The 25,763-nt window shown below is 66.5% G+C and carries 23 protein-coding genes and 1 riboswitch; of the genes, 17 read left to right on the plus strand and 6 right to left on the minus strand.

The features are described from left to right. The first annotated feature begins 94 nt into the window (after window positions 1-94). Window positions 95-724, plus strand: a complete 630-nt coding sequence (locus IEW22_RS02185; RefSeq protein WP_188584939.1) for a TetR/AcrR family transcriptional regulator — start codon at window positions 95-97, stop codon at window positions 722-724. Beyond that, a complete protein-coding gene (locus tag IEW22_RS02190) occupies window positions 721-1,845 on the plus strand; it encodes a DmpA family aminopeptidase (protein ID WP_188584940.1) in 1,125 nt (374 codons plus the stop codon). The genes IEW22_RS02185 and IEW22_RS02190 overlap by 4 nt, the downstream gene beginning before the upstream one ends. Before the next feature lie 75 nt (window positions 1,846-1,920). Here the strand turns inward: IEW22_RS02190 and IEW22_RS02195 are convergent, their stop codons facing one another. Next, window positions 1,921-2,127, minus strand: a complete 207-nt coding sequence (locus IEW22_RS02195) for a hypothetical protein (protein WP_188584941.1) — start codon at window positions 2,125-2,127, stop codon at window positions 1,921-1,923. Between the two features lie 192 nt (window positions 2,128-2,319). Continuing rightward, window positions 2,320-2,497, minus strand: a riboswitch (M-box (ykoK) riboswitch). 194 nt (window positions 2,498-2,691) lie between these two features. On the opposite strand from IEW22_RS02195, the gene IEW22_RS02200 reads away from it, so the two are divergent. After that, on the plus strand, window positions 2,692-3,168 hold the full coding sequence (locus tag IEW22_RS02200) for a nitroreductase/quinone reductase family protein (RefSeq protein ID WP_188584942.1): 477 nt from the start codon (window positions 2,692-2,694) through the stop codon (window positions 3,166-3,168). A gap of 110 nt (window positions 3,169-3,278) precedes the next feature. Continuing rightward, window positions 3,279-4,814, plus strand: a complete 1,536-nt coding sequence (locus IEW22_RS02205; protein WP_188585031.1) for a DNA polymerase IV — start codon at window positions 3,279-3,281, stop codon at window positions 4,812-4,814. Window positions 4,815-4,852: 38 nt separating this feature from the next. Here IEW22_RS02205 and IEW22_RS02210 read toward each other — a convergent pair whose 3' ends face one another. Beyond that, a complete protein-coding gene (locus tag IEW22_RS02210; protein ID WP_188584943.1) occupies window positions 4,853-5,830 on the minus strand; it encodes an asparaginase in 978 nt (325 codons plus the stop codon). A 349-nt stretch (window positions 5,831-6,179) separates the two neighbouring features. Between IEW22_RS02210 and IEW22_RS02215 the strand changes: the two genes are divergently transcribed. The 5 genes from IEW22_RS02215 to IEW22_RS02235 all read left to right on the plus strand — a co-directional run bounded on the left by IEW22_RS02215 (window position 6,180) and on the right by IEW22_RS02235 (window position 10,276). After that, window positions 6,180-6,725 (plus strand): hypothetical protein, encoded by a 546-nt coding sequence (locus tag IEW22_RS02215; protein WP_308421348.1) that lies wholly within the window; start codon window positions 6,180-6,182, stop codon window positions 6,723-6,725. 63 nt (window positions 6,726-6,788) lie between these two features. Continuing rightward, window positions 6,789-7,442, plus strand: a complete 654-nt coding sequence (gene lspA / locus IEW22_RS02220) for a signal peptidase II (protein WP_229742117.1) — start codon at window positions 6,789-6,791, stop codon at window positions 7,440-7,442. Continuing rightward, the gene (locus IEW22_RS02225; protein ID WP_188584944.1) at window positions 7,435-8,361 is read left to right on the plus strand and encodes an RluA family pseudouridine synthase; all 927 of its coding nucleotides are present in this window, start codon (window positions 7,435-7,437) and stop codon (window positions 8,359-8,361) included. Before lspA ends, IEW22_RS02225 begins: the two co-directional genes overlap by 8 nt. Beyond that, window positions 8,358-9,098, plus strand: coding sequence for a hypothetical protein (locus IEW22_RS02230; RefSeq protein ID WP_188584945.1), 741 nt, complete (start codon window positions 8,358-8,360; stop codon window positions 9,096-9,098). Before IEW22_RS02225 ends, IEW22_RS02230 begins: the two co-directional genes overlap by 4 nt. After that, window positions 9,095-10,276, plus strand: coding sequence for a serine/threonine-protein kinase (locus IEW22_RS02235; protein WP_188584946.1), 1,182 nt, complete (start codon window positions 9,095-9,097; stop codon window positions 10,274-10,276). Before IEW22_RS02230 ends, IEW22_RS02235 begins: the two co-directional genes overlap by 4 nt. Here the strand turns inward: IEW22_RS02235 and IEW22_RS02240 are convergent, their stop codons facing one another. Continuing rightward, entirely contained in the window at window positions 10,277-12,016 is a 1,740-nt protein-coding gene (locus IEW22_RS02240; protein ID WP_188584947.1) for an ABC-F family ATP-binding cassette domain-containing protein, read from the minus strand. Window positions 12,017-12,500: 484 nt separating this feature from the next. Between IEW22_RS02240 and dnaE the strand changes: the two genes are divergently transcribed. Then, window positions 12,501-16,067: a DNA polymerase III subunit alpha gene (gene dnaE, locus IEW22_RS02245; protein WP_268235455.1), complete on the plus strand. Its 3,567-nt coding sequence runs from the start codon at window positions 12,501-12,503 to the stop codon at window positions 16,065-16,067. Between the two features lie 339 nt (window positions 16,068-16,406). Here dnaE and IEW22_RS02250 read toward each other — a convergent pair whose 3' ends face one another. Next, on the minus strand, window positions 16,407-16,640 hold the full coding sequence (locus IEW22_RS02250) for a hypothetical protein (RefSeq protein WP_188584948.1): 234 nt from the start codon (window positions 16,638-16,640) through the stop codon (window positions 16,407-16,409). Between the two features lie 116 nt (window positions 16,641-16,756). On the opposite strand from IEW22_RS02250, the gene IEW22_RS02255 reads away from it, so the two are divergent. Then, a complete protein-coding gene (locus tag IEW22_RS02255) occupies window positions 16,757-17,191 on the plus strand; it encodes a nitroreductase family deazaflavin-dependent oxidoreductase (protein WP_188584949.1) in 435 nt (144 codons plus the stop codon). Between the two features lie 106 nt (window positions 17,192-17,297). Further along, on the plus strand, window positions 17,298-18,578 hold the full coding sequence (ilvA, locus tag IEW22_RS02260; protein WP_188585035.1) for a threonine ammonia-lyase IlvA: 1,281 nt from the start codon (window positions 17,298-17,300) through the stop codon (window positions 18,576-18,578). A gap of 72 nt (window positions 18,579-18,650) precedes the next feature. Here ilvA and IEW22_RS02265 read toward each other — a convergent pair whose 3' ends face one another. Next, window positions 18,651-19,703 (minus strand): LLM class flavin-dependent oxidoreductase, encoded by a 1,053-nt coding sequence (locus tag IEW22_RS02265; protein ID WP_188584950.1) that lies wholly within the window; start codon window positions 19,701-19,703, stop codon window positions 18,651-18,653. 71 nt (window positions 19,704-19,774) lie between these two features. Continuing rightward, window positions 19,775-21,508 carry a malto-oligosyltrehalose trehalohydrolase gene (gene treZ / locus IEW22_RS02270; protein ID WP_188584951.1) on the minus strand — a complete coding sequence of 578 codons (1,734 nt, stop codon included), beginning with the start codon at window positions 21,506-21,508 and terminating at the stop codon, window positions 19,775-19,777. 125 nt (window positions 21,509-21,633) lie between these two features. Between treZ and IEW22_RS02275 the strand changes: the two genes are divergently transcribed. The 5 genes from IEW22_RS02275 to IEW22_RS02295 all read left to right on the plus strand — a co-directional run bounded on the left by IEW22_RS02275 (window position 21,634) and on the right by IEW22_RS02295 (window position 25,762). Next, the gene (locus IEW22_RS02275; RefSeq protein ID WP_188585036.1) at window positions 21,634-22,368 is read left to right on the plus strand and encodes a GntR family transcriptional regulator; all 735 of its coding nucleotides are present in this window, start codon (window positions 21,634-21,636) and stop codon (window positions 22,366-22,368) included. Window positions 22,369-22,459: 91 nt separating this feature from the next. Beyond that, window positions 22,460-22,624 (plus strand): hypothetical protein, encoded by a 165-nt coding sequence (locus tag IEW22_RS02280; RefSeq protein ID WP_188584952.1) that lies wholly within the window; start codon window positions 22,460-22,462, stop codon window positions 22,622-22,624. Window positions 22,625-22,629: 5 nt separating this feature from the next. Further along, complete coding sequence (locus IEW22_RS02285) at window positions 22,630-23,823, plus strand: N-acetylglucosamine-6-phosphate deacetylase (protein WP_188585037.1); 1,194 nt, start codon at window positions 22,630-22,632, stop codon at window positions 23,821-23,823. Then, entirely contained in the window at window positions 23,823-24,587 is a 765-nt protein-coding gene (locus tag IEW22_RS02290; RefSeq protein WP_188585038.1) for a glucosamine-6-phosphate deaminase, read from the plus strand. The genes IEW22_RS02285 and IEW22_RS02290 overlap by 1 nt, the downstream gene beginning before the upstream one ends. A 311-nt stretch (window positions 24,588-24,898) precedes the next feature. Continuing rightward, window positions 24,899-25,762 (plus strand): MlaE family ABC transporter permease, encoded by an 864-nt coding sequence (locus IEW22_RS02295; protein ID WP_188584953.1) that lies wholly within the window; start codon window positions 24,899-24,901, stop codon window positions 25,760-25,762. Window position 25,763 lies beyond the last annotated feature (1 nt).

Consider the following 25,763-nt stretch of genomic DNA (forward strand, 5'->3'; position numbering starts at 1 on the left):
TGATTGGACAATCAAAGAATTGTGTATCATCGCTTGTCAACGGCAGTGAGATCTCGTAATTTTCTTTTAACGCAGGTATCAACACGGGGGAACGATGGCACGGCGGAAGGATCAGGCGGCGGCGCGCGAGTCGATCGTGGCGGCGACACTCGTCGCCATCAGGGACCGGGGGATCGCCTCGTTGCGGATCTCCGACATCGCCTCGATCGCCGGCGTGTCCACCGGCACCGTGCACTACTACTTCGACAGCTTCGAGAACCTCCTGATGGAGGTCCATCGACTTGCCAGTGCGCGGTTCTTCTCCGAACGCCTGACGATGGTCGGTGGGCTCACCGACGCACGAGACCGGTTGTCGGCCATGATCGCCACCGGACTCCCGCAGACGTCCGACGACGCGCTGGTCACCGCGCTGTACCGGCTCGATGCGCACATGGGTTTCCGTGGCGACCACTCGATCCTCATCACCGCGCTCTACGACAAGCAGGTGTCGCTCTACATGGGCATCATCGATGTCGGTGTGGCGCAAGGACATTTCGTGCTGACTGCCCCCTCGATGGATATCGCCGCGAATCTGGTCACTCTCGAGGACGGTTACGGCCTGCACATCATCAGCGCCAACGGCTCGTTGTCCTATCGGCGGGCGGTCGAGCTCATCACGTCCTACGCGCGCAGTGCCACCGGGTGCGCAGAGCTGGGACAGCGTAGTGAAAGGGAAGTGAAATGACCACGCGTATCAGGGATCTGGGAGTCCAGCCACTCGGGACGACGGGTGCGCGAAACGCCATCACCGACGTCGCGGGTGTGGAAGTGGGGTACCAGACGATCATTGCCGGTGAGGGCCCACTGGACGTGGGCGTCGGACCGGTTCGCACCGGCGTCACCGCGATCCTGCCGCGTGGTCGTGCCGGTGTCGGACGGCCGTGTACCGCAGGGTTCTATTCGCTCAACGGCAACGGTGAGATGACCGGCGTGCACTGGATCAACGAGGTCGGCGAGTTCACGATGCCCGTCACGATCTCGAACACCCACGCCATCGGCGCCTGCCACACCGGCGTCGTGGAGTGGATCAACCAGGTGGACCCCATGCTGGCCAGGCAATGGTTGCTGCCGGTGTGCGCGGAGACCTGGGACGGCTACCTCAACGACATCAACGGCAACCACGTCACCCCCGAAATCGTTCGCGCAGCACTGGATTCGGCCACCGGAGGCGACGTCGCCGAGGGCAATGTCGGCGGCGGGACCGGTATGAACTGCTACGGCTTCAAAGGGGGCAGCGGGACCTCATCGCGGGTGGTCGAGTTCGGCAGCCGGACCTTCACCGTCGGCGCCTTCGTGCAGGCGAACTTCGGCTCGCGACATGAGTTGACCATCACCGGAGTCCCTGTCGGCCAGCTGGCGCAGGTGGACAACCCCATGGAGACCGGGGACTGGTTCGAGCGCGAGGTCACCGTTCCCGGCGGTGCCGGTTCGGTGATCGTGATCGTCGCGACCGACGCCCCGGTCAACTCGGCGCAGTGCGCCGCGATGGCCCGCCGCGTCCCGATGGGCTTGGCCCGCACCGGTACTACGGGATCGCTGTTCTCCGGTGATCTGTTCCTCGCCTTCTCGACAGCCAACGATCGGCCCTCGACCACCGGGATGCCGCTGACGCCGGCGGACGAGGCCGAAATCGCGACGGTGGACACCATGCCGTGGAACCGGATGGACGAGCTGTACGCCGCCACCGCATACGCCGTCGAAGAGGCTGTGCTCAACGCGCTCTGCGCAGCGCAGGACATGACCGGCCGTGACGGACACCGCTCGCCGGCGCTACCGCATCACATCGTCTCTGAGTTGATGCGGTAGCACCTCGGAAAGTGTTGTCGGCGAGCAGGTTCGACAATGATCAGATGGTGCCGACAATGATCGGGTGGTGCTGGCTCACCGGTAGCGCAGCTGCCCGCCGTGTGCGCGGTCGGTGACGTGGTTGGGGTGTGCACCGATCGACGCAGAGATCACCGCGACCGGCGTGGTCGAGAGCCGAAGATTGTGGCGCTCTTGCGGCGTCAGGTTGCTGCGGTGGTGAACCCAGCTCACGCAGGATCGAGCGGCGGTCTGGGTGCGGGTTGCCAGTGTGATGACGAACATGATCGAGTCTCCGTGGAAGTGAAGGGAATCGGCCGTCTGGCCGGATCGGACGGGGGATGGTCACCGTCGGGCATCGTCACTCACCTCCTCGTTGCTCGGAATGCGCGCGGGCATCATTTCGTCGCACGACTCGGTGCAACGGACACACACGGGAACACCACGCAGGGGAAGGACTCGGGCGCGACTGCGCCGGGGGCACTTCCTCGTCAGAGCTTTGGCACTGGACGACGTGTCCGCCGGTGTGAACCGGCGGAAGCCACTTTGGATCACCCCTTAATCCGGGGAGATCTGTCCTAACCCTGGGCGTCTCTCGACGTCGTCGGATCAGTGGCCTGTGTTCGTACAGGAGCCTCGCCTAGCGAAGTGCGGCCCGTGAGGGCCTCTACAGTGATAACCCCCCAACCCTGCCCTCGTCAACCGATTGCGCAGGTCAGCCAAATCGTGGCCGACCGTGTGGTCGCAATCGTGCACAAACGAGAGCACTGCTCTTGACAATTTCGGTTGGCGTGAGAGGCTGGACCCACGTCAACCGAGAGCACTGCTCTCTGAACTGTGGGAGATGCCATGACCGACACGCGATATGTCGAGCCCGCCGGGCCGATCGAAGGGGCCCTCAACCGCGCGGTCCGCTGGTTCTCCGATCGCGGAATGGGACCGGCGGGTGCTCAGACACTCGAGGTCACCGGACGGAAAACCGGTGCGCTGCAGCGAATTCCGGTGAATCCGGTCACCGTCGGTGGCGCCGAGTACCTGGTGTCCCCGCGCGGGCTGACCCAGTGGGTCCGCAACGTGCGCGTCGCCGATCACGTGGTGTTGCGGTCAGGTCGCACGGTGCGTGCTGTGACGGCGATCGAACTCGATCCCGGCGACGACCGGGCGGTGGCCGTGCTGCGCGAGTATGTCCGTCGATGGGGGTGGGAGATCGGTCGATTCCTGCCGTCCCCGCTGTCGGCCGATTCCGCTGACGCCGACTTCCGTTCGGCGCTCGACACCGTCCCGGTGTTCGCCGTCATCCCGTCAGGCACCGCCGCATCGGCATGAGTCTGGTGCGCCGTCGCGCCACGTTCGGGTCTGCGCGACCCTTCTCTACGATCATGTGAGTGATCGTCGCCGGCCCCACCTCCACCGCGCGATGGGTGCTGCACATCGACATGGATGCCTTCTTCGCCTCGGTCGAGCAGCTCACCAAACCCACGTTGCGTGGCCGGCCCGTTCTCGTGGGTGGGACGGGTGGCCGTGGGGTGGTGGCCGGAGCCAGCTATGAGGCCAGGGTCTTCGGTGCGCGCTCGGCGATGCCGATGCACCAGGCGCGTCGACTGGTGGGGGTCGGGGCCGTAGTGGTACCGCCGCGCGGCGAGGTCTACCACGTGGTGAGTCGGCGGGTCTTCGGCGTCATCCGATCGTTCGTTCCGGTGCTGGAGACACTGTCGTTCGACGAGGCGTTCGCCGAGCCCGAGGTGCTTCACGGCGCCGGGCGCGAGGAGGCCATCGCCTTCGCCGAGGAACTGCGCGAAGCGGTGCGCCGCGACACCGGCCTGGCGGCATCGGTGGGACTCGGCGGCGGCAAACAGATTGCGAAGATCGCCTCGGGGATGGCCAAACCCGACGGTGTGGTGGCGGTGGACCCGGGCACCGACCGGAGTTTTCTCGCGCCGCTGCCGGTGCGGAAGTTGTGGGGGATCGGACCGGTGGCCGGTGATCGTCTGCAACGACTGGGGATCGAGACCATCGGGCAGCTCGCGGCGCTGTCGGACCCGGAGGTGGCCTCGGTGCTCGGGGCCACGGTGGGCCCGGCGTTGCATCAGCTGGCCAACGGGATCGACAATCGTCCGGTCGCCGAACGCGCACAGGCCAAACAGATCAGCGCCGAATCGACCTTCGCCGACGACCTCACCACCATGGCGCAGTTGCATCCCGCGATCGTGGCCGCGGCATCGTCGGCGCATCGACGTCTGCTCGCCGATGGTCGTGCGGCGCGCACCGTGGTCCTCAAACTGAAGAAGTCCGACATGTCGGTTCTCACCCGGTCGGCGACTCTCGCCGCGGCAACGATCGAACTCCCGGTCCTGACCGCAGCAGCCGCCCGGCTCGCGCTCGACCCGCTCGACATCGGTCCCGTTCGCCTTGTGGGAGTGGGCTTCACGGGTCTGTCGGCCGACCAGCAGCTCGATCTGTTCGCGCCGGTGGGCGACGTGGACGCCCGGGCCGCTGAGCGTGCCGGGGTCGGATCCGGTGCGGACGCCTCCGATGCCGGCAGTGGTAAACCAGACGACAGTGGGAAACCAGGCGACAGCGGGAAACCAGACGACAGCGGGCAGCGCGGCGAGCACGGATACCGGGATGATTCCGCTCGCGTCGACCTGTCGTCTGTGCAGAAGGGCGACCCCCGCACCGACGCCCTGCGGGCCGGCCGCGATGTCCGCCATCCCGAGTTCGGGCACGGATGGGTGCAGGGGAGCGGACACGGCGTCGTGACGGTGCGCTTCGAGACCCGACTGACCGGACCGGGGCCGGTGCGCACATTCCCGGTGGGGACCAGTGAATTGACGGTCGCGGACCCGCTCGCGAGCCTGGACTGGCCGCCCGAGCACCTGCGCCCCGACGACGAGGACGGCGCGCGCGAGGAGACCGGCGAGGTCGAGTCGACCGAGGGCCGACAACTCCTCGACGATCCGCCCTCGTCATGACGGCCGTCAACTGTCCTCAGTCCCGTCCATCGAATCACTCAGTCGGTGGTCTGCGAGGCGCTCTCGATGAACTCGGCGATCTCCGCCACATCGGCGCCTCGCGACAGCAGATCCATCAGCAGGATGCGTAGTTGCGGGGGACGCAGCCACGGCGACAGGATCGCTCCGGCGGCAACGAGATCCACTGCGCCGCCGCCACCGCCGTACACCGCCTCGACTTCCCCGAACGGCAGCCGCGTGGACACCACCACCGGCACCGAGCCCGCGGTCAGCTCCCGCACCACGTCGGTCACCCGCGCATGGGAGTTGCCCGAGCCGGTGCCGGCCAGCACCATTCCGTAGCGCGAGCCGAACCTGTCGCGCCCGCGTTCGGCGACGGCGGTGAGCAGACCGGCGTCGATCGCCGGATAGAGCGAGACGATGTCGGCCCCGGCCGATGCCAACTCGGCCGCGTCGCGCCGTGGTAGCGGTCGGCGCAGATGGGGGTTCACCGATCCGAATGCGTCCGCGTCGGTGGTCGAGACCTTGCCGATCCCGCGCGCAGGCAGTAGCCGGTCGCCGAATGCGACGAGAACGCCGCGCCCGCGGTTGGCCGGATCCGACACCGCCTCGAGTGCGGCGGACAGATTCGACGGCCCGTCGGCGTCGGGATGGTCAAAGGTGCGTTGAGCCCCGGTGAGGATCACCGGCCGCGGGTCGTCGTGGACCAGGTCGAGCAGCATCGCGCTCTCCTCGAGAGTGTCGGTCCCGTGGGTTACTACGATTCCGTCGATGTCGGGATCGTCGCGCAGAATCGCCGTGATCTCGCGGCGCAACAGGTCGAGCTGCGCCACGGTCACCGCCGAGCTGTCGACCGCATAGACCTCGTGGGTGCGGATGCGGTCGATGTGCGTGGTGTGGTCGTGGGCGGCCTCGACGAGTTGCGCTCCGCTGCGGGTCGGGACCGCGCCGCCGGCCTCGGACGTGCTCGCGATGGTGCCGCCGGTGCTCACGACGACGATCTGTCCGCTGTTCATGGCCGATAGCGTGCTGGTGGCAGGGCAGCCGGGTCAACACAGGCGCCGGTGACACACAGGTGCCCGATTCCTTCGGCTTCCTTCGGTCTGCGCCCTCACAGCACCGCTAAGGTTGTCGTCGCGTGTGTCTGTCACCGGGTCGGTGACGATGCGGCTGGCATAGTGGTGTGGTTCCGGCACCCGGCGAGTGCGGGTGTCATGACCCTGATGGGTCGGTGCGCTCGACCATGGGCGACCGGTCTGGGCCGGGCGACACCCGGGTCGACCGGCGAACACAGGACCCACCGTGAGAAGTACCGATAACCACCGGCCCCGGCTGCCCCGGGGCCCGAAAGAAGAGGACGGATTCGTGAAGGTAGCCAAGTTGGCCGTCGCTGGTATGGCCGTTGCCGCATTCCTGTCGGTCGCCGCATGTGGCAGCGACGACAACAGTGACAGCAGCAGTGACACGACCACCACGTCCGCGACGACCTCGGCTGCGGCCACGGGGACGGCCGCCGCCGGCGACGAGGCCGGTGTCACTGACTCGTCCACGCCGCCGACCGCCGCGACACTGGACGCGATGCTGCAGAAGGCCATCGATCCCAACGTGCCCGCGACGGACAAGACCCAGCTCGTCGAGGGGTCCGAGGCCGATCCGCAGCTGTTCGACAAGCTGGTGCAGGCCAAGCAGGACAACCCGGGTGTGACCTACAAGATCATCCCGCCGGTGGTGTCCTCGGGCGCCAACCAGGCCACGGCCAAGGTGCGCGTCCAGCTGCCCAACAACCCGGTGCAGAACGTCGACGCATCGATCGTCTTCACCGACGGCCGATGGAAGCTGTCCAAGAACACCATCTGCCCGCTGCTGCAGGCCAACAACATCAACAGCGCCATGTGCCCGGCGAGCAGCTGATAACCCGTCTGGGATGATGGTCAGGTGAGTGAACGGTCGACGGTGTCGGGATCGGGCAACGATGTGGGAGTCCACGACGACGCGGGTGAGGGTTCCGGCGAAGGCGCGCACGCGCGCCGCCGGGTCCGCCCCGTCGTCGCATTGCTCGTCGTCGCACTGATCATCCTGGTCGCCGACATCGTCACCAAGACGATCGTCGTGGCCACCATCGATCCGATGCACCCGGTGTCGATCATCGGCGACACGGTCACCTTCACTCTGATCCGCAACAGCGGCGCGGCCTTCTCCATGGCCACGGGATACACCTGGATCCTGACGCTGGTGGCGGTGGCCGTGGTCATCGGCATCGTCCGCTTCAGCAAACGTCTGCGGTCGGGGTGGTGGGCGCTGGGCCTGGGTCTGGTGCTCGGCGGTGCGATGGGCAATCTCGTCGATCGGCTCTTCCGTTCGCCCGGACCCTTGCGCGGACACGTCGTGGACTTCATCTCGGTCGGCTGGTGGCCGGTGTTCAACGTCGCCGACTCGGCCGTGGTGTGCGGCGCGATCCTGATGGTGATCCTCACACTGTTCGGTGTGGACATCGACGGTCGCAGTCATGGTGGCCCCGGCGAGCACGACCCCGGCGACGGCGGCCCCGGTGAGCACGACCCCGGCGAGGATGCCCCCGACGCACGGGGCGCGCAGGGCACCTCCGGCAAGGATTCGCCGGATGCGTGAGAGCCGTGCGATGCCCGTCCCCGACGGCGTGGACGGCCTGCGCGTGGATGCAGGCGTGTCGCGCATCCTCGGCCTGTCGCGCACGATCGTCGCCACGCTCGCCGAGAGTGGTGACGTCACGCTCGACGGGGTGGCGGTGGGTAAATCCGAACGCCTCACCGCAGGCAGCTGGCTGGAGGTGATCCTGCCCGAGCCGGCTCGTCCGCTCGAGATCGAGGCTCAGCCCGTCGAGGGTATGGACGTGATCTACAGCGACGCCGACATCATCGTCGTCGACAAGCCGGCCGGCGTCGCCGCACATCCCTCGCAGGGGTGGACCGGCCCGACGGTCATCGGCGGACTGGCGGCCGCAGGATTTCGCATCTCCACCTCCGGCCCACCCGAACGCAAGGGCATCGTGCAACGCCTCGACGTGGGGACCTCCGGCGTCATGGTGGTGGCCGCATCCGAACGTGCCTACACCCTGCTGAAACGGGCGTTCAAGTACCGCACGGTCGACAAGCGCTACCACGCACTGGTGCAGGGACACCTGGATCCGCCGCTCGGCACGATCGACGCACCGATCGGACGCAGTCCGGGCAACGACTGGAAGTTCGCGGTCACCTCGTCGGGCAAACCCAGCGTGACCCACTACGACACGGTCGAGATGTTCGCCTCGGGCAGTCTGCTGGATGTCCATCTGGAAACCGGTCGTACCCACCAGATCCGGGTCCACTTCTCCGCACTGCATCATCCGTGCTGCGGTGACCTCACCTACGGTGCCGACCCTGTACTCGCCGACCGGCTGGGTCTGCAGCGGCAGTGGCTGCACGCTCGGTCGCTGGGATTCGCTCATCCGGCCGACGGACGCCACGTCGAGTTCACGAGCCCCTATCCCGACGACCTGCAGCGAGCTCTGGACATCCTGCGCGCCCAGTGAGGATCGACAGGTCCGCGGCGCGCGCATCGGTTGCCGCGGTCGCCGTGGTGGCGGTGATCGCCCTGCTCTGCGCCGGGATCTACGCGCTGGGTGTGGCGAATCCCGCGACGCGGGTACCGGTCACCTCCGATGTCGCGGGACCTTTCGATGGGGAGCCGTCGGCGCACTATGCCCAGCGGACCCGTGCGCAGCTCGACGCACTCGACCGTGGCGACGACCGGCCGCGCTGGGCGCTGGTCGCCTTCGATCGCCATCTCAGTGATCGCCAGACCCTGTCGGTGGTGGCTTCGACCGGAAGCGGTCGGCATGCGCTCGTGCTCCGGCAGGTCGCGCTGCATGTGCCGCTGACCGACGTCCGCACACCCACCGAGGTCCAGCCGTCGGCGACAGGGGAGGGCGGCCTCGTCACGGCCCGGATCCGTGCGGCCGACCGGATCCTCGGCCGCGCGCAGGGGCTGGATGCGTCCCAGCGCCGTGCCGTCGATGTCGCTGCGTTCAGCGCAGCCCACCTCACCTCGGGATGTGCATGTGTCATCGGTGTGGTGGTGCGCGGTGTCCCGGATGCCTTCGTCGCGCTCGCCGGGCAACCCGACGTGTTCTCCGTGGAGGCGATGCCCCCCGACGCCAATTCGACCTTCGCCGTGCGGGTTCCGATCCCGGGATATGCTGGCGGTTACGGCACCGAACCCGACACCGGTGCGGTGCCATCGAGTTCCACAGAACGGTATCCGTCATGAACGAGTCAGCGCCGCAGTCGATCTCGGGCTACCAGATTGAGTCGGTGATCGGCAGTGGCGGGATGGGAACGGTTTATCTGGCGCGGCATCGGGCACTGCCGCGCTACGTCGCGCTGAAAGTACTCGACACCCAGGCGGGCGCATCCGCCTCGGCGCGTGCGCGATTCGGCCGCGAGGCGCGGCTGGCGGCGGCACTGTCGCATCCACACATCGTGCGTGTGCTCGATGCTTCTGTTGACGGGACGTCTGTCGATGGGACCTCGCCCGGCAGCCCCGCAGACGCCTCCGCACCCCTGTGGATCGCGATGCAGTACGTACCCGGTACCGACGCTGCCGCCGAGATCGGCGCCGCCGGCGGGACCGGCCTGGATCCACGTCACGTCGCGACGGTGATCACGGCGGTCGCCTCCGCACTCGACCACGCCCACCGGCAGGGAATGCTGCATCGTGACGTCAAGCCGGCCAACATCCTCATCTCGTCCGAGGACGACCGCGTACTGCTCACCGACTTCGGGGTCGCGCGCCTGATGGACGATCCGGTGACGATGAGTACCTCCAACACCATGTTCGTCAGCCTCGCCTACGCCGCACCCGAACGTCTGCGCGGCGATCCCAGCGACGGGCGCGCCGACCAGTACTCGTTGGCCGCCACAGCTTTTCACATGCTCGCCGGTGCCCCGCCGTTTCGGCGTGAGACAGTCGCGGCGATGCTCATGGCACATCTGGCCGACGAGGTGTCCTCGGTGGCAGCGATCGGCGGATCGCCGGCGCTCGCGCAGAGCGCCGACATCGCACGTGTCGACGAGGTGCTGGCACGAGGACTGGCCAAAGACCCCGCGCAGCGGTACGTCGATTGCAGCCAGTTCGCCGCGGCACTCGCACGGGCCCTCGGACAGCCCTACCGGTCGGCGGCGGTGCCGTCACAGCCCGGTCTCGATGCCGGCGAGTACAGGCAGGTGATCCCGCCGGCACGGCCACACACCCGCGACGGCGTAGCTTCGCACACAGCCATACCCGGCCCCGCCCAACCCAGGCAGTTCGCTTCGGCGCCGTCACCGGTGACCGGTGCGGCCGCACCCCCTCATCGGCTCGGCTCGGCACGGGTGTGGCGAGCGGTCTTCTTCGCCACCCTGGCGATCTGCATCGTCATCGTCGCAGTGGTTCTCGCCCTGGGGTGACTACCGGGCGTGGTCAGACCCCGGCACACCGGACAGCTGATGCAGTCGTGCGTCGGTGCCGAGTTCGATCACCGTCGCCGGACCGATCCGGTTCAGAAATGCGTGGTCGTGGCTGACCACCAGGAGTGCGCCGCGGTAGGCGTCGAGCGCTTCGGCGAGTTGATCGACGCTGGTGATGTCGAGGTTGTTCGTCGGCTCGTCGAGGATCAGCAGCTTCGGCGGCGGATCGGCGAGCAGAAGTCGCGCGATGCTCACCCGAAAGCGTTCGCCGCCGGAGAGCGTCGCGACGGGTCGCTCGACCATGTCGCCCCGTAACAGGAGCCGCGCGAGCTGATTGCGGATCGTGGCGCGCGAGCTGTCCGGAGCCGCGCCGGCGACGTTGTCGATCGCCGAGGCGGTGTCGTCGAGAATGTCGAGGCGCTGCGGCAGATAGCCCACCCGGTCGGTGAGCAGGCGCCCTGTGGGCCTGGTCTCGTCGGTGCCCTTCCCATGGATGAGTTGTTCGAGGAGCGCCGATTTCCCGCTGCCGTTGGCGCCGACGAGTGCCACTCGTTCGGGTCCGGCTATCACCACGGTGTGATCGGCGTCGGTGAGTTCAGCCAGTCGACGTCCCCGTGGCACATCCGGGTCGGGCAGCTCGAGGTGGATGTGCTCGTCGTCGCGTACTCGTGCGCCGGCGACGTCAACGGCCTTCTGCGCGGCGATGATCCGACGTTCGTGCGTGGAACGCATGGCGCCGGCAGACACCTGCGCAGACGCTGCGCGCCTGCCGGCAAGGATCTTCGGGATGCCCCCGTCACGTTGTGTCTTCTTTCCCTTCTGCTTGCGTCGGGCGAGCGTCGTCTCGGCCTCGATCCGCTGACGCTTCTCGACCTTGAGGATCTGTTGTGCTGATCGGGCGGCCTGCTCGGCGGCCGCCTGTTCCACGTCGAGACTCGATCTCCAGGCGCTGTAGGAGCCGCCGAACACCGTGAGTCCGCCGTCGTACAGCTCGGCGGTGGCGTCCATGTGTTCGAGCAGGGCGAGGTCGTGGCTGACGACGATCAACGCGCCCGGCCACTCATCGACGAGGTCCACGAGGGTCGCGCGCGTGTCGCGGTCGAGGTTGTTGGTCGGCTCGTCGAGCAGTGTGATCGGAGTTGCCCGCAGCTGCAGTCCGGTGACCGCGATGAGAACGGCCTCGCCGCCGGAGATCTCGTCGACGCATCGATCGAGCCCGATGTGGTCCAGACCGATCCGACCCAAGGCTGCGACAGCGCGGGCGCGCATGTCCCAGTCGTCGCCGACGGTCTCGAAATGGGTCGGGTCAGGGTCGCCGGACTCGATGGCAGTCAGTGCGTCGAGAATCGCGTCGACGCCCAACAGCCCGGCAACGGTGGTGTGGTGGTCACGGATGAGTGTCTGAGGCAGGTACCCCACCTCGCCGACCGTGTCGAGATGGCCGGTGGTGGGTGCCAGTTCGCCGGCGATCAGCCGCAGCAGTGTCGACTTGCCGGCACCGTTACCGCCGACGAGTCCTGACCTGGCTGCGGTGAAGGTTCCGTCGAGCCGGTCGAGGGCCACAGTGCCGTCTGGCCACTCGAAGCTCAGATCCGACAGGGTGACAACAGGTTTCGAGGTACTGGTGGCGGCGGCTGGGGTGGACTGATGTGGGACCCCCGACGTCGAGGATGTCTGCGGTGAATGCGAGGGGGGTGAATGCGAGGGCGGTGGATGCGAGGGCGGTGAATGCGAGGGCATGGTCGAGTTCTCCCGAGTCGCCCCGGTCGATCTGTTCGGGCGGGACGTGAGTTGCTGTGCTGGATCGTCGGCGATGAGACGGAGGATCCGACCGCTCGCGACCGCGCGGTGAACTCACGCGCGAGTCGGTTGTCGCTGTCGGTCGGCGCTGCCTGTTGTGACGCTGCCTGTCGTCACGGGGCCCGGCCCGTCTCGATCAACTCCACACACGACGACAGTAGCTCCGCTGGTGACAGATCACCACCGAGTTCTCCGGTGATCGACTCACGACGGCAGGGACTAACGGGACCCACGTGTCGGTTGTGGATGTTGTGAAGCAAGTGATCGACCGCCGGCGGCGTTTGCTGCGAAGGGCTGTCCGAGGGTCGATCTAGACTGAGTGCTCCGATGTACGCGCGGTTCCGGTCGAGGGCCGACGCCGGTCTCGGGATAGTGGTCGTGAACTGGTCGGGGGCTCGGACCCGGCAGGATAGGGGTGGACGCGGTGTCTGATGGTCGGTCGAGCTCCACCGGGTCGTTCGTGCATCTGCACAACCACACCGAGTACTCGATGCTCGACGGTGCGGCTAAGGTGGCCCCGTTGTTCGCCGAGGCCAAGCGGCTGGGTATGCCGGCCATCGGTATGACCGACCACGGCAACATGTTCGGTGCCAGCGAGTTCTACAACGTCGCCAAGAAGAACGAGATCAAGCCGATCATCGGCATCGAGGCCTACATCGCCCCCGCATCGCGGTTCGAGACCAAGCGCATCACCTGGGGTACCCGCGACCAGAAGTCCGACGACGTCTCCGGCTCGGGTTCCTACACCCACATGACGATGGTCGCCGAGAACGCGACCGGCCTGCGCAACCTGTTCCGGTTGTCCTCGCTGGCCTCCATCGAAGGGCAGCTCGGCAAGTGGGCGCGTATGGACGCCGAGATCATCGCCGCCCATGCCGAGGGCATCATCGCCACCACCGGCTGCCCCTCCGGCGAGGTGCAGACGCGACTGCGGCTCGGTCATGACCGTGAGGCACTCGAGGCCGCCGCGAAGTGGCAGGACATCTTCGGCAAAGACAACTTCTATCTCGAGCTCATGGAACACGGGATCGAGATCGAATCCCGCGTGCGTGACGGACTGCTGGAGATCGGGCGCAAACTCGGCATCAAACCGCTGGCCACCAACGACTGCCACTACGTGGCTCAGGGCGACTCCTCCAATCACGAGGCGCTGCTGTGTATCCAGACCGGCAAGACGCTCTCGGATCCCACCCGCTTCAAATTCGACGGCAACGGGTACTTCCTCAAGTCCGCCGAGGAGATGCGCGAGCTGTGGGATCGGGAGGTTCCCGGCGCCTGTGATTCCACTCTCGAGATCGCCGAGCGGGTCCAGCCCTACGACGACGTGTTCACCCACCGCGACCGGATGCCGATCTTCCCGGTTCCAGACGGCGAGACGCAGGATTCGTGGCTGCGTCGTGAGGTCGACAGCGGACTGACCCGCCGGTTCCCCGACGGCCCGGTACCCGACGATTACCGCAAGCGCGCCGACTACGAGCTCGGCGTGATCATTCAGATGGGGTTCCCCGCCTACTTCCTGGTGGTCGGCGATCTCATCCGGCACGCTCTCGAGGTGGGGATCCGGGTGGGTCCAGGCCGCGGGTCGGCGGCCGGCTCGCTGGTCGCATGGGCGCTGGGCATCACCAACATCGACCCGATCCCGCACGGGCTGCTGTTCGAGCGATTCCTCAACCCCGAGCGTGTGTCGATGCCCGATATCGACATCGACTTCGACGATCGCCGACGTGGTGAGATGGTGCGATATGCCAGTGAACGCTGGGGTGTCGACAAGGTCGCCCAGGTCATCACCTTCGGCACCATCAAGACGAAGGCCGCGATCAAGGACTCCGCGCGCGTCCAGTTCGGCCAGCCCGGTTACGCGATCGCCGACAAGATCACCAAGGCCCTGCCGCCGCCCATCATGGCCAAGGACATCCCGCTCTCGGGGATCATGAACCCCGAGCACGAGCGGTACGGCGAGGCCGCCGAGGTGCGCACCCTTATCGAGACCGATCCCGACGTCAAGCGGATCTACGACACCGCGCGCGGTCTGGAGGGACTGATCCGCAACGCCGGTGTGCACGCCTGCGCGGTCATCATGTCGTGCGAGCCGCTCACCGACGCGATCCCGGTGTGGAAGCGCGCGCAGGACGGCGCCATCATCACCGGCTGGGATTACCCGTCGTGTGAGGCCATCGGGCTGTTGAAGATGGACTTCCTGGGTCTGCGCAACCTGACCGTCATCGGCGATGCGATCGACAACATCAAGGCCAACCGCGGGATCGACCTCGACCTCGACACCGCGCCCCTCGACGACGCGAAAACCTACGAGCTGCTCGCCCGCGGTGACACACTCGGCGTGTTCCAGCTCGACGGTGGGGCGATGCGAGAATTGCTCAAACGCATGCAGCCCACCGGTTTCGAAGACATCGTCGCCGTGCTCGCGCTCTACCGGCCCGGTCCGATGGGTATGAACGCCCACAACGATTACGCCGACCGCAAGAACGGTCGCCAAGCGGTCAAGCCGATCCATCCGGAGCTCGAGGAGCCGCTCAAGGAGATCCTCGCCGACACCTACGGTCTGATCGTCTACCAAGAGCAGATCATGCAGATCGCCCAGAAGGTCGCCGGATACTCGCTCGGTCGAGCAGACATCCTCCGGCGCGCGATGGGTAAGAAGAAGGCCGAGGTCCTCGCCGCCGAGTTCGAGGGCTTCGAGGCCGGTATGAAGAGCAACGGGTTCTCCTCGGCGGCGATCAAGGCACTGTGGGACACCATCCTTCCGTTCGCCGGATATGCGTTCAACAAGTCGCACGCCGCCGGATACGGGCTGGTGTCGTTCTGGACCGCCTATCTCAAGGCGAATTATCCGGCCGAGTACATGGCCGGCCTGCTCACCTCGGTCGGCGACGACAAGGACAAGGCCGCCATCTATCTCGCGGACTGCCGCAAGATGGGGATCACCGTGCTGCCGCCGGATGTCAACGAGTCGGCGCACAACTTCGCCGCCGTCGGCACCGACATCCGTTTCGGCCTCGCCGCGGTGCGCAACGTCGGACACAACGTGGTCTCGTCGATCATCGCCGCTCGTGAGGAGCGAGGGAAGTTCATCAGCTTCTCTGATTACCTGTCGAAGATCGACGTGACCGCTTGCAACAAGAAGGTCACCGAATCCCTCATCAAGGCAGGCGGTTTCGACTCGCTCGGCCATCCGCGCAAGGGACTGTTCATCACCCACGTCGACGCCATCGATGCGGTGTTGTCGACGAAGAAGGCCGAGGCGGTCGGTCAGTTCGATCTCTTCGGCGGTGGCGACGACGGCGGCTCGGCCGACGGCGGGTCGGATGTGTTCGCGGTGCCGATCCCGGAAGAGAACTGGGAGACCAAACACCAGCTCGCCCTGGAGCGAGAGATGTTGGGGCTCTACGTATCCGGGCATCCGCTCGCCGGTGTGGAACACGTGATCTCCGCGCAGACCGACACCTCGATCACCACGCTGCTCGAGGGCAACATCTCCGACGGCGCGCAGATCACCATCGGCGGCATCATCTCTTCGGTCACCCGCCGGGTGAACAAGAAGGGTGAACCATATGCGGTGGTCACCCTCGAGGACATGGTCGGCGGGGTGGAAGTCTACTTCTTCCCCCGCGCATTCCAGGCGTTCGGAATGGACATCGTCGCCGACGCGGTGGTGCTCATCAAGGCGCGCATCAACATGCGCGACGACTCGATGATGATCAGCGCCAACGATCTTGCGGTGCCCGATCTCTCGGCCGTCGGCACCGCGAAGCCGGTGTCGCTGACCATGCCGACGCGCCTGTGTACCCGCGACCGTGTGTCAGCGCTCAAGCAAGTCTTGTCGCGTCATCCCGGCACGTCAGATGTCCACGTGCGGCTGATCAGCGGCGACAAGGCCACGCTGTTGCGCCTCGACGACGGGCTGCGGGTCACGCCGAGTTCGGCACTCATGGGGGATCTGAAGGCGCTGCTCGGACCGAGCTGTCTGGGCTGACGCTTCAGATGCGGCTCACGGAATGTCAATGCCTGGTGGGAGTGCTGGCGCGCTGTCGAGCACAATCTCGAATCGCAAACCCGGATACCTATTTCACAGGGCGACAGTTCGAGGCTTGCTCCACCTTCCCCCTGAGCCCCCACCTTCCCCCTGAGCATGAGCTATCACGAACTCACGGAAATGTTCATGGAAGGCGTACCACGCCCCCGCTCGGATACTCCTCGGCCGCGCAGCACGGGCTGTACGACCCGGACGAGCGGACTGTATCGCGAACCCGATCACCGAACGGCGTTGCGAGTGAGGGCAGTAGTAAACAAGTGCAGCATTGTCAGAGGCGGATCACCGACGACGATGACGGGCGCGCTGGGTGAGCCAGACCGCGACGCTGGCGATGGTGGCCACCCACACGGCCGCGACCGCCGAGGTGGTGCCAACGCCGACGGCAAGACCAACGACGAGGAATGTCATCAGCGCCTGCAGCTTGTAGAGCGGCCAGGCCACTCCGGCTATCTCGACCGAATGCGTGCGTGCACGGGCAGAACCGGAACCGTAGTCGTGAGTGGTAACGCTCATCGAGACACCCCTGCCAGTTGTTCACGCTGTGGGTTCAGGGTAGCTGGCCGGAGAAGTTCGGGCAACCGAAACCTGTCCCCAGGGTTGCCTCATCTCAGTGGTGGTTGACTGGTGGCATGACTGAATCGACGTATGAGCCGAGCCCCTCCGAGTGGGTCCGCGAGCAGGTGGAGAAGTTCGAATCGTCCAACGGCGCCGAGGGCAACGAAATGCGGGGTATGCCGATCGTGGTGCTGACGATGACGGGCGCGAAGTCGGGCAAGATTCGCAAGGTGCCGCTCATGCGGGTCGAACACGACGGCGAGTATGCGGCGGTCGCGTCCAAGGGCGGGGCACCGGAGAACCCGGTCTGGTACAACAACCTCATCGCGAATCCGGAGCTCGAACTGCAGGACGGTGCGGTCAAGAAGACCTACACCGCCCACATCGTCACCGGTTCGCAGCGTCAGGAATGGTGGGACCGCGCGGTTGCCGCCTTCCCCGATTACGCCGACTATGCGACGAAGACCGATCGGGAGATCCCGGTCTTCGTTCTCACCCCGAAGAGCTGATCATCTGCCCCGGTGGCAGACTTGACGGGTGAGTGTTTCCACAGATCAGTCGAATCCCCGCCGCACCGATGACACCGCGTCCGCCGCCGAGAACCTCTCGGCCGAGCTGACCGTTGCCGATATTCGCGATGCCGTCGGGCGAATTTCGGAGGTCGTGGAACGCACGCCGCTGCAGTTGTGTGAGCGGCTGTCCGCGCAGACCGGCGCCAACGTCTACCTCAAGCGCGAGGATCTGCAGCGCGTGCGGTCCTACAAGATCCGCGGTGCCTACAACGTGATGGCGCAGCTGACCGAGTCCGAACGTGCCGCAGGTGTGGTCGCCGCGAGTGCAGGCAACCACGCGCAAGGGGTGGCCTACGCCTGCCGAGCAATGCAGATTTCCGGTCGCATCTATGTGCCCACCCGCACGCCCAAGCAGAAACGTGATCGGATCCGTTGGCACGGAGGCGATTTCGTCGAGCTCATCGCGGTCGGCGACACCTACGATGCGGCCGCCGCAGCTGCACAAGCCGACGTTCTCCAGACCGGCGCCACGTGGATTCACGCCTTCGACGACCCCCGCACGGTCGCCGGACAGGGAACCATCGCCGCGGAGATCGTCGACCAACTCGGGGGTTCCCCCGATCTCCTCGTGGCACCCGTCGGTGGCGGCGGCTGCCTGGCCGGCATGTCGGTGTACATGCGCGGACTCTCCGACGATGTGCGCATCGTCGGGGTGGAGCCCTCCGGGGCGCGCTCCCTGGCCGCCGCGCTCGAGGCGGGTGAGCCGGTCACTCTCGACGAGATCGATCCCTTCGTCGACGGTGCGGCCGTCGCCCGGATCGGCGGACTGGGCTACCGGGTGATGTCGGGACTCGGCGCCCAGGTCGGATCCGGGCGCGTGTCCACGGCTGCACCCACAACCACGGTGATCACCCACGCCGACGAGGGTGCGGTGTGTTCGGCGATGCTCGAGCTCTACCAGAACGAGGGCATCATCGCCGAGCCGGCGGGTGCGCTGGCCACCGCCGCTCTGGAGGATCTCGACATCGAGCCCGGTTCGACGGTCGTGTTGCTGCTCTCGGGCGGTAACAACGACGTGTCCCGATACGGTGAGGTCATCGAGCGCTCGCTCGTGCATCGCGGCCTCAAGCACTACTTCCTGGTCGCCTTCCCACAGGAACCCGGTGCGCTGCGTCGCTTCCTCGACGAGGTCCTCGGACCCGACGACGATGTGACGTTGTTCGAATACGTCAAGCGCAACAACCGGGAGACCGGTGAGGCGCTGGTCGGTATCGAACTCGGCGACCAGGGCGACCTTGACCCGCTGCTCGACCGTATGGCGCACTCCCGGCTGGACTGCGAGCGGCTGGAGCCGGGTTCACCGGCATATCGGTATTTGATCTAGTCGATGACCCCGGCTAGCGGGGTGCGCAGCACGACCGCGATCGGGTGACGCGCGGACGGGACGCAGACCGTCTCAGCGTGCGGCGCTACCGACAGTGACGTCGGACATGGCCTCGGCGATCAATCGATGAGACTCCAGGCGCGCGTCCTGCTCGGCGACCATCGAACTGATCATCACCCCGTCGGCGCCGGTCATCTCGACCACGCTCTGCAGTCCGTCGCGCACCGTGTCGGGACCCCCGATGATCCAGGCCGACGAACTCGGCTGTAGCGCGCCGAGTGCCAGCGGATCCAGCCGCACCTCGGCCGCCTCGGCCGACGGAAGATAACGACCAGGGTTTCCGGTGCGCAGACGGGCCATCGCCACATGCTGTGGGCCGGACAGGTACTGCGCCGTGGCGTCGTCGGGGCCGGCGAACACGGTGACGGTGATCATCGCGTGCGGACGATCCAAGTACTCACTCGGCCGGAAGTTGTCGCGATAGGCGGCCATCGCCGGCATCGTCGCCTGCGGGGCGAAGTGGCGCGCAAAGGCGAACGGCAACCCGAGAATGGCGGCCAATTGTGCGCTGTACGTGGAGGAACCGAGCAACCAGATCTCCGGCGCGGCACCGTATCCGGGGGTGGCGGTGATCGCCGCGTACGGATGATCGTCGGGGAATCCGCCGGTGAAGTACGCACGCAGTTCGGCGAGTTCACGCGGGAAGTCCTCGGCCGCGTTCCCGCCGCGCAGCCGACGCAGCGCATGGGTGGCGACCTGGTCGCTGCCCGGGGCACGCCCGATCCCCAGATCGATACGTGGGCCGAACAGTGCTTCGAGTGTGCCGAACTGCTCGGCGATGGCCAGCGGGGCGTGGTTGGGGAGCATGACTCCGCCCGACCCGACGCGGATGGTCGAGGTCGCCGCTGCGACCTGCCCGATCATCACCGAGGTGGCCGCACTGGCGATTCCGGGCATCGAGTGGTGCTCGGCGAGCCAGAAGCGGGTGTACCCCAACCGCTCGGTGGCCTGGGCGAGTTCGATCGTGTTGCGCAATGCCGTGGTCACCGGCGCGGTGTCGGTCGGATCGTGCTCGGCCGGGGCGACGACGGGGGACAGATCCAGAACGGAATAAGGCACAGACATGCCCAGTTCAACGCGCCGAGAGCACCGGGCTATTCCGAGTCGAGGCTGTCACGGCCGGTGCCAGACCCCTGCTAGGCCACGATGCGCCCGACCGCGACGTTGTGACCGCCGAGAGCGGTGCCCTCGGGAGTGTCAGCGATCAGGGCGTAGCTGAGCACCGGTGCGATGTGGAGCGGAACAGTTGTCGCGGTGTCGCCGAACGAACACAGCACGGCCATCGTGCCCCGCTTCATCACCAGCCACCCGGCGTCGGGGTCGACGTCCACCGATATGGAATCGAACGTGTCGGCGGCGAATTCGGGAGTCGTCTTACGCAGTTCGATCAATGCCGTGTAGAACTCCAGGATCTCGCGGTGCGGATTCACGTCCAGTTCCGACCAGTCGAGTTTGGACCGGGTGAAGGTCTCGGGATCCTGCGGGTCGGGAATGTCCTCGGAGTTCCACCCGTGTGCGGCGAACTCCGACTTGCGGCCCTCGGCGGTGGCCTTCCCGAGTTCGGCCTCCGGATGGGAGGTGAAGAACTGGAAGGGCGTCGATGCGCCCCACTCCTCACCCATGAACAGCATCGCGGTGAACGGCGACAGCAGCACCAATGCGGCCTTCACGGCCAATTGCCCGGGCGTGAGGTAGGCACTCGGGCGATCGCCTAGTGCACGGTTGCCCACCTGATCGTGATCGCAGGTGTAGACCACCAGTGCCGAGGCGGGAGTGTGTTCGCGATCGATCGGCCGCCCATGTCTGCGACCTCGGAACGAGGAGTAGGTGAGCGCGTGGAAATAGCCCTCCTGCAAGACCTTCTGCAGTGCCTGCAATCCCTGGAAGTCGGCGTAGTACCCCTGCGTCTCACCGGACACGTTCACGTGGATGGCGTGGTGCACATCGTCGTTCCACTGGGCGGTGAGGCCGAATCCGCCGCGCTCGCGACCGGTGATCAGCTGCGGCGCGTTGAGATCGCTCTCCGCGATGAGTCCGAGCGGACGGCCGAGTTCGCGCGACAGCGCCTCGGTGCGGACCGCGAGTTCTTCGAGGATGTGCACCGCGGTGTGATCGACCAGTGCATGAACCGCATCGAGCCGCAGCGCGTCGATGTGGAACTCGCGGAACCAGCGCAGTGCGTTGTCGATGATGTAGGCACGGACCTCGTCGGAGTGCGCACCGTCCAGATTCGGCGTCTGCCCCCAGGAATTCGAGCCGTCGGACAGGTACGGCCCGAAGCGGGGCAAATAGTTGCCCGAGGGGCCGAGGTGGTTGTAGACCACATCGAGCACCACCCCCAGGCCGCGCGCGTGGCAGGCGTCGACGAAGCGCATGAGTCCGTCGGGTCCCCCGTAGGTCTCGTGCACGGCATACCAGTCGACCCCGTCGTATCCCCAGCCGTGTGTCCCGTTGAAGGCGTTGACGGGCATGATCTCCACCAGGTCGACACCCAGGGACACCAGGTGGTCCAGGCGCGCGATGGCGGCGTCGAACGTGCCCTCGGGCGTGAAGGTCCCGATGTGCAGTTCGTAGATCACCGAGCCCTGCACCGGCACACCCGCCCAGGACGAGTCCGTCCACACGGACTCATCCGGCGACCAGAACGCCGATGCCTCGTGTACGCCGTCGGGCTGTCGCGGCGAGCGCGGGTCGGGGAGGGCTTCGTCGCTAGCGTCGATACGAAATCCGTAGCGCCGCGCGCCTTCTGGCCGATTCGTCCGGAACCATTCATCGTCCTTGGTCATCTCGACGACGGTGGAGTCGTCGATGATGAGCTGTATGCGTTCGGCGTCGGGCGCCCAGACTGCGACGGGCTCGTGCGTGGTCACCACTACACGGTAGGGGTCCACCGCGCGACGCGCTCGATGCGCGCACTCGCACGCCCTCGCTCGTACCACTCATCCTGGGTGGTCAGTACCTGTTGTGGCACACTGGCTGCGTGAAGCCCACGCCGATGCTCCCGGATACCGAGATCGTGGAGGGTATCGAACCGAAGCACGAGCAGCTCAGGCATGTGCTGGAGAAGTACTGCACCGAGCAGCTCTCACCAGGTGACGTCTTGCCCAGCGAGCGCGCGCTGTGTGAGCAGTATGCGGTCAGCCGGATCACCGTACGCGAGGCCATCGGGCAGCTGGTCGCCGACGGGCTGCTCGTTCGGGTCCACGGCAAGGGCACCTTCGTTGCGGCGCATGAGGTCCGATCGCAACTGCATCTCGCCTCATTCCACGAGGACATGCGCAAACTCGGATTGACCCCGAGCACCGCGGTGCTGGCCGCCACCGAAGACACCCTGCCGGCCGACACTGCGCAGTTGCTGGGTCGATCGTTGGGCGACAAAGGCTTTCACATCCGACGGCTCCGGCTCGCGAACGGGCTCCCGATGTCGGTGGACGATTCGTGGCTTGACGGCGCACGCTTTCCCGGGCTGTTGCACCATGATCTGGGCTCATCACTCTATGAGCTGTTCGAGCGGGAATACGGGTGCGTGATCGATGAAGCCGAACAGACCGTGGGGGCGATCAGGGCCGACGCCGGGCTCGCCTCGGTCCTCGGTATCGCGATCGAGGATCCGATTCTGTCGTTCGACCGCACCTCGTCGAGCGACGGTGTGCCCGTGGAACATACGGTGTCGTACTACCGCGGCGACCGATACCGCGTGCAGATGTCGCTGCGCAATCGTGCCGGCTGATTGACAGCTCGGGTCGGACGACCCATTCTGGCTATACTGGTCATGACCTGACAGGCCATGTGTGACCGTGTCTCCCACCCGGAGGAAACCGATGACAACCACTGCCGCCCACCCCAGCAGCGGGCTGGCCGGCCTGCAGACGCTTCGCAGTCAGGACACCGCTGCACTGTTGTGGGGCAAGGTCGGCGACACCGACGCCCAACGGCTGGTGAACGTCGGCGTCCTCGGCGGTCGCCGGCCGGGGAGCCGGGCGTGAGCGGAATGGGTACGTCGCCACGCGACGACGAGCGCGACGACCTCGCCGATACGACGGTCCTGCGTGCGACGCTCGTCTCGGGCGGCATGGTGATCCCCGACGCGGTAGTGGAGACGGCCGGTGATCGGCTCGTCTACGCGGGGCCGGCGGCCGGGTACAGCGGTGCCACGATTGCGCGGCAGGACCTGCTGGTCATGCCGGGCTTGATCGACGTCCATTGTCACGGCGGTGGTGGCGCGGGTTTCCCGGACGGCGGGTCGTCGGCCGCGGCGACGGCTATCGCCTTCCACCGGCGGATGGGGACCACATCCATGCTGGGCAGTCTGGTGTCGGCGGCGCCGGACACCCTTCTCGACCGGATCGCGACACTGTCACCGCTGGTGCGAGCGGGTGAGCTCGGGGGAATCCATCTCGAGGGGCCGTTCATCGCCCGATCGCGCTGTGGTGCACAGGATCCCAGATACATCATCGACGCAGACCCGGGACTGCTCCGTGACCTGCTGGCTGCCGGAGGCGGTGCGATCAGGTCCATGACCATCGCGCCGGAGACCTCCCACTTCGCCGAAGCGGCGCAGATCCTGATCGACCACGATGTGGTTGTGAGCCTTGGGCATTCGAGCGCCGATCACGCCACCGCCCGGCGGGCGCTCGACGCCTGCATCGGCGGAACGGTCAGCGCCACACACCTGTTCAACGGGATGGAACCGATGCATCATCGGTCGCCGGGACTGGTCGCGGCCTGTCTGGCGGCTGCGGGCAGGGGTGAGCTCGTGGTCGAATTGGTCAGCGACGCTGTGCATCTCGACCCGGCGACGGTGGCCATGGTGTTCGACACCGTCGGACCCGACCAGATCGCTCTGGTCTCGGATGCGATGGCGGCCGCGGGGATGCCCGACGGGCACTACCGACTCGGGCCCGCACAGGTCACCGTCGACCGCGGTATCGCCCACCTGAGCGACTCCGGCGATCGGCCGGTGATCGCCGGGGGCACCTCGGTGATGCTCGACCTGGTTCGTACCGCGGTCGGCGGCGGAGTGGATGTGGCCGCTGCTGTCGCCTCGGCGACGCGCACACCGGCGCGGCTGGTCGGTATGTCCGACCGTGGTGTGCTGGCCGCAGGTATGCGGGCAGACTTGGTGGTGACCGGCCCGGATCTGGGGTTACGACACGTGATGCGCGACGGAAAGTGGGTGCAGTGATGGAGGTCATCATCGCCGATCGGCCGGAGAACGTGCTGGCCGACATCATCACCGACGTGGTGCGCAGTGGGCCGGCGACACTGGGGCTGGCCACCGGATCATCGCCGGTGGCGACCTATCGCGAGCTGATCCGCAGGCATACCGATGAGGGACTGTCGTTCGCCGATGTCCGCGCGGTGCTCCTCGACGAATACGTGGGCCTGGGGCCCGATCACCCGCAGTCCTATGCGCGTTTCATCAGGGAGCACCTCACCGATGCCATCGACATCGCTGAGGTGTATTCGCCGGAGGGGCTCAGCCGCGACCCCGACGCCGCCGCGGCCTCCTATGACGAGCTCATCGGCAAGGTCGGACCCGTCGACGTACAGATCCTCGGGATCGGGGCCAACGGGCACATCGGATTCAACGAACCGACGTCGTCGCTGTCGTCGCGGACTCGGGTGAAGACACTCACCGAACAGACGCGTGCCGACAACGCCCGCTTCTTCGACGATCGCGCCGAGGTGCCCTATCACGTCATCACCCAGGGGCTGGGAACCATCGGCGAGGCCCGGCGACTGGCGTTGGTGGCCACCGGTGTGGGCAAGGCCGCTGCGGTCGCGGCCGCGGTGGAGGGCCCGTTGTCGGCCATGTGTCCGGCCTCGGTTCTGCAGTGGCATCGGACCGCGACGGTGATCGTCGACGAGGCCGCGGCCTCGCGATTGACCAACAGCGACTACTACCGCTATGTCTACGCGCACAAGCCATCGCGTCCGCATCCCTGACCGCGGTCCGTTACGTGCTGTCACCGCGAGTGTGCAGCCTTGTGAGGTGGCGACAAGGGTGTGCGCACCGATGGTCCCGGGAGTGTGCTGAATCCACTGCATTCGGGGTCGATCGGCGCCGGAGTTCTGCCGTCACATGTGAGCAGTCATAGTTTTCGCGGATTTCGGGAGACGAAACGCGAGCGTCGCGCCGAACGTATGACAGACGGCTGACAAGCCCCCTCGGAATCACCGGAAATCCATCTCCCCGGCTGTACTCTCACACGCAAAGTGAGACGTACGTCATAGTCTTGGTTTCGGGGAAGGGTTCCATGTCGGTCAGTTCATCGTCGATCACCTCGGGCGCGGCGCCGTCGACGAAGTCGCCCCGTGGCTCGATCCGGCGATGGATCTCCGCTCACATCGGCGCATCCCTGACCACGATGGGCAGACAGCTCGCCCTTGGCGCCCACGCGCTGCGCGCCGGCATCGTCGACGTGTTCACGTGGCGATTCTCGTTCTCGGAGTTCATCAAACAGTGCGGTTTCATGGCCACCACATCGGTCTTGCCGACGCTGCTGGTCGCCATTCCGATCGGTGTCATCGTGTCCATCCAGGTGAGCAACATCGCCGGACAGATCGGCGCCAACTCCTTCTCCGGTGCGGCAACAGGTTTGGGTGTGGTGCGACAGGGCGCGCCGCTGGTCACCTCACTGCTCCTCGCCGGGGCGGTGGGATCGGCGATCGCCGCCGACCTGGGGTCGCGGACCATCCGCGAGGAGGTCGACGCGATGCGAGTGATGGGCGTCGACCCGGTCGAGCGACTGGTCGCCCCACGGCTTTTCGCCTGCGTGCTGGTGAGCTTCCTGCTCTGCGGCTTCGTCTGCTTCGTGGGATTCGTCACCGGTTATGTGTTCAACGTGTACTTCCAGGGCGGCACCCCGGGCAGCTACACCGGCACCTTCGCATCGTTCGCCTCCCCGTCGGATCTGGTCTTCGCACTGATCAAGGCCGTGATCTTCGGGGTCATCGTCGCGGTGGTGGCCTGTGACCGCGGTCTGAACGCCCAGGGTGGCCCGGCCGGCGTCGCGAACTCGGTCAATGCTGCGGTGGTCAACTCGGTGATCCTGCTGTTCGCGGTGAACGTGGTTCTCACGCAGGTGTTCGCGCTGATCGAACCCCCCAGGGTGGTGTGAG

The sequence above is a fragment of the Gordonia jinhuaensis genome (assembly GCF_014639795.1).
In the GTDB taxonomy this organism is placed as follows: Bacteria; Actinomycetota; Actinomycetes; order Mycobacteriales; family Mycobacteriaceae; genus Gordonia_B; species Gordonia_B jinhuaensis.

Bases quoted from the DNA above. Each gene is read 5' to 3' on its own strand.
- IEW22_RS02240 (WP_188584947.1), bottom strand. From the start codon at position 12,016: ATGCCCTCGCATTCACCGCCCTCGCATCCACCGCCCTCGCATTCACCC.
- IEW22_RS02200 (WP_188584942.1), top strand. From the start codon at position 2,692: ATGACCGACACGCGATATGTCGAGCCCGCCGGGCCGATCGAAGGGGCC.
- IEW22_RS02280 (WP_188584952.1), top strand. From the start codon at position 22,460: ATGACAACCACTGCCGCCCACCCCAGCAGCGGGCTGGCCGGCCTGCAG.
- IEW22_RS02190 (WP_188584940.1), top strand. From the start codon at position 721: ATGACCACGCGTATCAGGGATCTGGGAGTCCAGCCACTCGGGACGACG.
- IEW22_RS02225 (WP_188584944.1), top strand. From the start codon at position 7,435: ATGCGTGAGAGCCGTGCGATGCCCGTCCCCGACGGCGTGGACGGCCTG.
- IEW22_RS02290 (WP_188585038.1), top strand. From the start codon at position 23,823: ATGGAGGTCATCATCGCCGATCGGCCGGAGAACGTGCTGGCCGACATC.
- IEW22_RS02255 (WP_188584949.1), top strand. From the start codon at position 16,757: ATGACTGAATCGACGTATGAGCCGAGCCCCTCCGAGTGGGTCCGCGAG.
- IEW22_RS02235 (WP_188584946.1), top strand. From the start codon at position 9,095: ATGAACGAGTCAGCGCCGCAGTCGATCTCGGGCTACCAGATTGAGTCG.
- IEW22_RS02210 (WP_188584943.1), bottom strand. From the start codon at position 5,830: ATGAACAGCGGACAGATCGTCGTCGTGAGCACCGGCGGCACCATCGCG.
- IEW22_RS02295 (WP_188584953.1), top strand. From the start codon at position 24,899: ATGTCGGTCAGTTCATCGTCGATCACCTCGGGCGCGGCGCCGTCGACG.
- IEW22_RS02195 (WP_188584941.1), bottom strand. From the start codon at position 2,127: ATGTTCGTCATCACACTGGCAACCCGCACCCAGACCGCCGCTCGATCC.
- IEW22_RS02285 (WP_188585037.1), top strand. From the start codon at position 22,630: ATGGGTACGTCGCCACGCGACGACGAGCGCGACGACCTCGCCGATACG.
- IEW22_RS02250 (WP_188584948.1), bottom strand. From the start codon at position 16,640: ATGAGCGTTACCACTCACGACTACGGTTCCGGTTCTGCCCGTGCACGC.
- IEW22_RS02185 (WP_188584939.1), top strand. From the start codon at position 95: ATGGCACGGCGGAAGGATCAGGCGGCGGCGCGCGAGTCGATCGTGGCG.
- IEW22_RS02265 (WP_188584950.1), bottom strand. From the start codon at position 19,703: ATGTCTGTGCCTTATTCCGTTCTGGATCTGTCCCCCGTCGTCGCCCCG.
- IEW22_RS02275 (WP_188585036.1), top strand. From the start codon at position 21,634: ATGCTCCCGGATACCGAGATCGTGGAGGGTATCGAACCGAAGCACGAG.
- IEW22_RS02205 (WP_188585031.1), top strand. From the start codon at position 3,279: ATGGATGCCTTCTTCGCCTCGGTCGAGCAGCTCACCAAACCCACGTTG.